This is a genomic window from Bacteroides sp. CAG:633 (assembly GCF_000435115.1).
GTDB lineage: Bacteria > Bacteroidota > Bacteroidia > Bacteroidales > Bacteroidaceae > Bacteroides > Bacteroides ndongoniae.
The window spans coordinates 55,184-64,014 of record NZ_FR883129.1; the positions used below are offsets into that span (position 1 = coordinate 55,184).

Sequence of the window (8,831 nt, forward strand, 5' to 3'; positions counted from 1 at the left end):
CCCTCGCGGGAGAGACAGCCCTGCCTTAGTTAAAAATACCTATTAAAAACGATTACTTAAAACTAACAGTCTTTTTCCTTATCACTAATTCCTATATGAAATACAATCTTAACTATACAGTATTAATGTCTTTAGACTATGCAAATATACATATACTATTCATTCGAAAGTAGCATAAATCGGTCAGATTATGGCAAAAATCATTCAAAATTGCAAATTCCAACGATCTTTCCACTCAATTACGGGCATTCCGGCCTCGTTGAAGCGAATCGGCAACCAGATGTAAGCAGAGTACATCAGGCTCTTCGGTTTCCATACATCGGCCATGAAAATATACTGTCCTTCGCCTACCGGCAACACGAAAGTACTCTGTCCGCCGAAGGTTTTCTCTGCATCCGGACCCACCATCGGACTGGGATGCTGCGTCCACGGTCCCCAGATGGAAGTGGCCGAAAACATACGCGCCTCGTTCGGATCCCAACCCGTACAGCCCGAAGTAATCATCCAATACAGGCCATCGTGCTTGAAGATGGCAGGCGCCTCGTTGTGTCCGCCGGGGAAGATACGGATATACCGGCCCGTATGTCCTTGGTAGTCGTCTGTCAATTCGGCTATCTGCAAGGTCAGATTCTCCTCGGACGAATAGATGTGATACGCCTTTCCGTCGTCATCGACAAAAAGAGTCATGTCGCGCGACATTTGTCCGCCAGCCAGGTCGCGCTTCACAAACAGTCCTTTGTTCACGGCCTCGCGCCAGCGGGGTGTCCACCATTCTTTATATTCGTCCATGTTCCATTCCGTCGCACGTTCTTCGTCTGTCATGTTTTCCGGATAGATGCCGGGATTCACACGGCCGGAACCGACGTAGCGATATGGCCCGGCAGGCGTATCGCTGACAGCCAGTGCGGCACGGGCAGCCTCGTAACCTTTTCCTTTCAGTTCAAGGTGGAACCACATGACAAACTTCTTCGTACGCGCATTGTATATCACCTTGGGACGCTCCATGATGCAACCCACCTCGATGTCGTCGCCTGCCTTGTCGGAAACAGCAAGAGCTACGCCTTCGTACTTCCAGTGACACAAATCATCGGACGAATAACAGTTCACGCCCACTTTGGTCGAGAATCCTTCATCCGGCCGGTGTTCGCCAAACCAATAATATTTTCCCTCGTAATAGAGAACCCCGCCGCCATGAGCGTTAATATAGGTTCCGTCCACATCGTTCCAAACTCCGGCAGGCACAATGGTGCCGCCTGCTGCGTCGGCTTTGCCGTTTTTTGTGTGAGCGCAGCTGCCCAGCAGGCAGGCCAGCAACATCCATACGGATAACAGATACTTCTTCATAAGCACTTCAGTCTTTGTCATTCAGTTTCTTTATGTTTTTCAATAACCATGGACAAAGTTAGCTGTAAATGCCTTATTTCGAGGTATAGGATTGTGTCATAAATACGAAGAAATGTTTCAAAGTTCGTCCCACGCAGGCGGATTTACCTTGAGCAGGTTCCTTACAAAGAAATCGTAACGTTTGTGCTCGCCGAAATCCTCGCCCATCGTATGTCGTGCTCCGGGAATGACAACCAGTTCAAAGTCTTTGTTCGCCTTGATCAGCGCATTCACCACCTGCATGGTCGAAGCCGGATCTACGTTGTCGTCCATCTCGCCCACTACTAGCATCAGCGGACGGGTCAACAGGTGGGCATTCTCAACGTTTGAGCCTTCCCGATACTGTTCGCCTACAGGATAGCCCAGCCACAGTTCGTTCCACCAGATTTTATCCATGCGGTTATCGTGGCAGCCACAGGCCGAGTAAGCGGCTTTATAGAACTCCGGATGGAACAGTACAGCCGTCATCGACTCCTGTCCACCGGCCGAACAGCCATAGATGCCCACGCGATCGATGTCCATATAAGGATACTTTGCGGCAGCAGCCTTTATCCAAGCTATGTGATCGGGCAGTCCGGCATCCTTCAGATTCTTGTAGCAGACGTTTTCGAAGCTGCGTGAACGGAACGAAGTACCCATACCGTCCACCATCACCACAATGAAGCCCAATTCGGCAATCGAGGTCATGTACCAGTTGTAGGGAGTAAATGTCTTGGGCACATACTGGCTGCCCGGTCCCTGATAGATGTATTCCAGTACCGGATATTTCTTATTGGGGTCGAAGTTCGTAGGTCGGATGATAATGCCCCACATGTCGGTCTTTCCGTCACGTCCCTTTGCCGTAAACACTTCTGGAGCCTTCCAGCCCTCAGCAACAAGACGGCTGATGTCGGCCTGTTCGAGCGGCATCACTACACGACCGTCGGTTGCACTGCGCAACACAGCCACCGGCGCTTTATCTACCATCGAATACACATCAACCAGGTAGCGCATATCGTCCGAGAACCAGGCCTGATGCATTCCCTCGTCGGGTGTCAGGCAAGTCAGTCCTGTACCATCGAAACCAATGCGATAATAGCGTATCAGATAGGGATCTTCGTCGGGCTGTACACCGTTGGCCGAAAAATAAATCTGACGGTTTGCCTCGTCCACCCGCACTACCTGGCGAACATACCATTCGCCTTTCGTTATCTGGTTGACAACTTTTCCCGTTGTACGGTCGTACATGTACAGGTGATTCCAGTTGTCCCGCTCGCTTGCCCAAATAATGTGTTTGCCATCCTGCAAGTCGTAACGGTAGCGCAAGGGATAATTCACGTACTTCTCACTGGTTTCCTCAATCAGTGGACGCACTTTTCCTGTTTCGGCCGAAAGCTCCAACACGCGATACACCTGATGTCCACGCTGATTATACTCAAAAGTCACTGCCCGGCTGTCGCTGTCCCACTGTGGTCCCCACAAGTCGTACTGGCGATCGAACAGTTCGGTCGAAGGCTGTATGGCCTTCCCGGTTTCCACTTCGTAAATGCAAGGCACCTTGAAAGGCAGTTCGTCGCCGGGTTTGGCATACTCCTGCTTATGCAAACGGGGTTGTAACTGGTCCTTGGGTGACGATTCCACGTAGTATACGTAGCGTTTCTCCACAGGCCGTATCTTGCAGGCAGCCACCTTCTTGCTGTCGGGCGACCAACGAATGTAGGCTGAATAATAATTGCCCAGCGTTCCGTCTATACTAAGCTGACGTTCCTTTCCGGTGGCCTGTTCTTTTACATATATATTATGGTTCTTGATGAAAGCAGTATACTTACCATCCGGCGATACTACCGGAGCAGCCGTTTTCTCATCGTCTACCTCCATCCAGTGACGCTGTTTGCCCGGCGCAGGCACAGCCCCTTGGTCCGTCAGACGATTCTTCCGCACAGCATACATCCACTTGTGTCCGGCAAAAGCAAACCGGAGCGTATCCAGTCCACTGCTTACCGAAAGCCGTTCCAGCGAAAGAGCAGTCGATTCGACTTTCTGCCCGGAAGAAGCAGAAAGAGCTTCGGCCAGCCGTTTGTGGTCGAATAATTCTTTCCGCGAGCTCTTATCGGCATTTACCAGAACATATATACGTCCTTCAGGCGTACGACGCACATACCAGAAACTGTGAGTCCCGTCTATCCAGCTGGGAACCACGTTGGAGTAATACACTTTGTTAGCACTATATTTCTCCCTCAACGAATAGGCACGGCGATAGTCCTCAGCCGTACCCTGTGCCAGAGCTGTGCCGCAACAGCACATCACCCCGAGCAACCATAAACTTAATCGAAATAACTTCATAGAAAGATACGTTATGCATAAAAGAGAGGCACGGATGTTACGGAATGCCACAGAAGTATCAATCAACCATTCTGTGAAATGCCGTATGATCCGTGCCTCAAACTATACGTTAACAGGTGATACGATCTTATTCTGTATCAGAGTCTGCTATTAATAATCCATTTTCACACTGTTGCACACCGGAGTCAGTACAAACGAGAACTCATAGTCTGCATAAGGAACCTGATACTGCGGCAATGGCCATGCTCCCCAGCTGTTCACACAGCCCAAGCCCATCTGTGCTTTATCGATACAGAGGTTGGTCAGGTCAGCTTCTTCCACTTCGGGAGAGTGACGCTGGTCTTTACCCCAACCATCGTCAAGCGATTCGATGGTATAATGCAGTGCAGAAGCCGAGAAAGGTGCGTCGGCTACAATCTGCAAACCACGGTTGGCTGCATTCAACTGCTTCCACCAACGGATATCAGTCTTTGTTCCGTTCTCCTGCGGACGAATGTAAGAATAGAACTGTTCGTCTACCGACTGGCGGTAAATGCCCAGATCGGTGCTATGGTTACGGTCGCTGTAGTTCTCAATCGGACCACGACCATAGTATTCAACTGTCTCGAACGACTTCGGCATCTGCATCTGCATTCCGAAACGGAACATCGGAGATACTTTTGCCTGCGGATCTACTGTCATCTTCTGAGTAACTTTAACAGCTCCCTTGTTGTTGATGACGTAAGTCAGGTTCATCTTAGCAGATACTTGCTTCATATCATAGTCGGCATATACCACGATCTGTCCGTCCTTGCTTTCCCATTTGAAAGAAGTCAGCTTCAGTTCCGGGTTCTTCCATACAGCATATTTATGCTGCAAACCTGCACCCATATCATTATCGGTCGGAGCACGCCAGAAGTTAGGAGTAAGTGCTGCGCCCTCGTTCATCAGTTCCAAACCTGCTACACGGTAACGACTCAAGTAACCGCTGTGTTTATTAAATTCCATGCGGAAGTCTTCACCGTTTACAATCAGATAATTCCAATCGTTTTCCTGAACTTGGGGAACAACGGTTTCTACATTGACGGTTTCTACGTTTTTCAGTTCAAGCGCAGGAGCCTTGTAAGCATTCAACACGAGCTGGTCTTTAGCTACAGCATATCCGGCAGGCAATACACCTTCTTTTTGTTTCAGGCGATAAGTCACGTTCAAGAGCCACTCTTTGCACTCGCAAACCTTACCCAGGTCAAGCTTTATCTTGGCAGTCTGGTGAGGTGCAACGTTCAGGTTCTCGACACGTCCGCTGCGAACGGCTTTTCCGTTGGCCAATACAACCCACTCCATGTAGTAGGCAGAAAGGTCGCGGAAGAAGTTTTCGTTGTAGACATTGATTTCGCCCTGTGCAAGGTTGGCCGGTGTGGTCCAGATGTTCTGATAGTAGTAACCTACTTCATACATGTGCGGATTAGGCACACGGTCGGGGCTGATAAGTCCGTTGTCGCAGAAGTTGTTGTCGGAAGCATCGAAACGGTTGAAGTCGCCTCCGTAAGCATAAATGGATACGCCATCTTTACCTTTCCAACGTACAGACTGATCGACAAAGTCCCAAATGAAACCACCCTGCAAGTGAGGATACTTGCGGATGAGGTCCCAATATTCCTTGAATCCGCCTTGCGAGTTACCCATAGCGTGCGCATATTCACACTGTATCAACGGCTTTGTCAGATCGTTGCGCTTAGCGTATTCTTCCATATGTCTGTAGTCGGCATACATCGGACAGTAAACATCGGTAAATTCATTACCATGTGCCTGCTCGTACTGTACGGGACGGCTGGTGTCTTCCGACTTGATCCAGCGATAGGCAGCTTCGAAGTTCGGGCCGAAGCCTGCTTCGTTACCAAGTGACCAGAAGATGATACTGGGGTGATTGAAACCACGTTGCACGTTGCGTTGGTTACGTTCCATGTGAGCTTTTGCATAGTCATCACGACGTGCCAGTGTAGATTCGCCATATCCCATACCGTGAGATTCGACATTAGCCTCGGCTACTACGTAGATACCGTACTTGTCGCACAGATCGTACCACAGATTAGCATCGGGATAGTGACACGTACGTACAGCATTGATATTGAATTTCTTCATCATCTGGATGTCCTGCAACATACGCTCGGGCGATACGACATATCCGCCATCGGGGTCCATTTCATGACGGTTGGCACCCTTGAACAGCACTGCCTGACCGTTGACCAGAATCTGTCCGTTCTTCTGTTCGATCTTACGGAAACCTACTTTTACGGGAATTACTTCGTTGCTGCCCTGAAGTGTGGCACGCAATGTATATAAATAAGGTGTCTCGGCACTCCACTTATTGGGGTTCTCAACATTGAGCACTGTGGTCGAGCTACCTTTGGCTGTTGCTGTAGCCACTTGCTTACCTGCTGCATCGAGCAGTTCCAGATTGACTGTTCCGCTGCCCTTCAGGTCAAGCTTAACAGACAGAGAACCGTTCTTGTATTCGGCATCAAGGTCGGGAGTGACACGGATGTCCTGAATACGTTTCTTGTCGCGAGCGTAGAAATAACAGTCGCGACCTACACCGCTATAACGGAAGAAGTCCTGATCTTCAAGATAAGTGCCGTCGCACCAGCGGAATACCTGGAAAGCAATCAGGTTTTTCTGGCCGGGCTTCAGATAAGAAGTCAGGTCGAATTCGGCTTCCAGCTTGCTGTCTTCGCTATAGCCTACGTACTTACCGTTTACCCACAAATACATGTTGGAAGTAACGGAACCGAAGTGTGCAATGATGTCCTTGCCTTTCCACGAAGCGGGAATGACAAATTCGCGACGATACGAACCTACGTGATTATTAGCAGTAGGAACTTCGGGAGGATTGTTTTTGTACTGATTGCGCCAAGCATAGCCTACATTGACGTAAATAGGGTCGCCATAACCATTTAGTTCCCACATGGCAGGCACTCGCATGTCATCCCAGCCTTTGTCGTTAAAACCGACTTTCCAGAAGTCTGTAGGACGAGCATCGGCATCTTTCACCCAGAAGAACTTCCACAGCCCATTCATGGTCATATAGTTGGAAGACTGCTTCATGTTTTCCTTAGCTGCCGCGTCGGCCGACTCGTAAGCAAAATAGTTGGCGTGCATCGGAGCACGGTTCACTGCATTCACCTGCGGATCCTGCCATTCCTTGAAAGACTGTGCACTGCCGCTCACGGCCAAGGCGGCAAACAGTCCTGTAATGAGTTGTTTCTTCATGATATAATTTTTTATGTTTGTAGCAGCATGGAGTGTTTTTCTTTCCACGCCGCTACAAAGATAAGGGAAATGCTGTTACAAACAGGAAAAATATGTTTCAAAATAGGGGCAATTTAATTCAATTGCAAACGATAGACCCCAAAAAAGTGTTCCGGAAGCTGCAATTCGAGCGTCTGACCTTTCACTTGTACCGGACGAACGCGCGGAACAAGAGTTTCCTGTTCCAGTGTATTGACCGTCTTCAAGTCGCCGTCGTGCAGATAAGTGCAAGTACCCGAAACGAGCTGACGCTTCTTCAAACCGGTAAAGTCTATCTTCACCTCGGCAGGATGACTTGCCACATTCACCAACTTGACGATGATTTCGCCTGTGGGTTCGTCCCAAGCCGCTGTCGCGTAAAGGCTGTCCTGTCCGGTGACGGGCTTGCCGTCCATCTGCAACTTCAGCACATCGGTTCCGGTATTCATGCCGTACATCTGCTGCACGTAGTAGTTGGGGGTGCGCATCATACGCAGGTTGTCGAACCAGATAAGGTCCGGATTCCACTGCCAGGCATCCACGTGTGCAAACAACGGAGCGTAAGTGGCCAGATGAACCACATCGGCATTGCGTTCCAGTCCGGTCATGAAGGCTGCTTCGGAAAGTGCGGCATACAGATTGTTAGCCTTGCCGCTGGCATGATCGTGTGCGGCATATTCGCCGGCAAACACTTTCGGACCCTTACGGTCGTAACTGTCGTAGCGGGCTGCGTTGGCCAGGAACCAGTCGGGAGCCATATAGTAGTGTTCGTCCACCAGATCGACACCGATACGTTTCATTTCGGGCCACAGATAGTCGAACTGTTCGCCACCTGCACTGGGGCCGGAAGAACCAACAACCTTAATGTCGGGATACTTGGCACGGATGGCTTTCGTAAAGACTTCGAGCCGTTCGGGATAGACTTCGCCCCACTGCTCATTGCCGACGGCAATCATCTTCAGGTTGAAGGGAGCAGGGTGGCCCATGTCAGCACGTACCTTACCCCAGGTGGTATTCACATCACCGTTGGCAAACTCTATCAGGTCGAGCGCATCCTGCACGTAGGGATCAAGCTGGTCGAGGGGAACGATTTCGTTGCTCTCGTACTGGCACGAAAGACCGCAGCTCACTACCGGAAGCGGTTCGGCACCAATGTCCTCGCTCAGCAGGAAGTATTCGTAGAAGCCCAGACCCAAGCTTTGGAAATAGTCGGGGAAAGCTTTGTGCTTGAATGTATAGTTCCAGCGGTTCTCGTTCAGCGGACGGTTTTCGACCGGACCGACCGAGTTCTTCCACTGATAGCGCGTAGCCAAACTGTTACCCTCGATGATACATCCACCGGGGAAACGGAAGACACCCGGATTCAGGTCGTACAGTGCCTGTACCAGGTCAGCACGCAAACCGTTTTCACGTTGCTTCCAAGTATTAACCGGGAAGAGGGAGATATGGTCCAAATCGACCGTACCTTTACTCTGCACCACAATGCGCAGGCGCGAATGAGCATCGGTAAAGGAAGACTTCAGCACGACTGTTACCTTCTGCCACTCCTGTCCCTTGATTTCGATTTCCTTCTTTACGGGGTTTTCAGCATTGGAGTTGACCAGCTCGACAGACAACTTCACCGGCGTAGCATCGGGTGTGCGGGCATAGACCGAGAAGCGGTATTCCTCACCCTGCTTCAGACCGATGCCACGGTAGCCTTCGTTGTCGATGCCGGCACGCAGCAGACGGCCGTCGTTGACAATACGGATGTAGTGCGGATTGCGGTCGAAGCAAGGTTTCTCGTCCTCTACCGTTACCTGTCCGAAGGGTACCCACCCTACAAACGGTTGCGGGAACTCGAACGAACGGTTCTTCAC

The 8,831-nt window shown here is 50.3% G+C and carries 4 protein-coding genes; all 4 read right to left on the reverse strand.

Going from position 1 to position 8,831, the window contains the following annotated elements:
• Window positions 1-204: 204 nt before the first annotated feature.
• Window positions 205-1,344 carry a glycoside hydrolase family 43 protein gene (locus QVP67_RS12830; protein ID WP_071150836.1) on the reverse strand — a complete coding sequence of 380 codons (1,140 nt, stop codon included), beginning with the start codon at window positions 1,342-1,344 and terminating at the stop codon, window positions 205-207.
• 117 nt (window positions 1,345-1,461) lie between these two features.
• Complete coding sequence (locus QVP67_RS12835; RefSeq protein ID WP_022163963.1) at window positions 1,462-3,705, reverse strand: S9 family peptidase; 2,244 nt, start codon at window positions 3,703-3,705, stop codon at window positions 1,462-1,464.
• Between the two features lie 150 nt (window positions 3,706-3,855).
• On the reverse strand, window positions 3,856-6,954 hold the full coding sequence (locus tag QVP67_RS12840; protein WP_022163964.1) for a glycoside hydrolase family 2 TIM barrel-domain containing protein: 3,099 nt from the start codon (window positions 6,952-6,954) through the stop codon (window positions 3,856-3,858).
• A 113-nt stretch (window positions 6,955-7,067) separates the two neighbouring features.
• Window positions 7,068-8,831: alpha-L-arabinofuranosidase C-terminal domain-containing protein (locus QVP67_RS12845; protein ID WP_288180186.1), on the reverse strand; the 1,764-nt coding region annotated here is incomplete at its 5' end.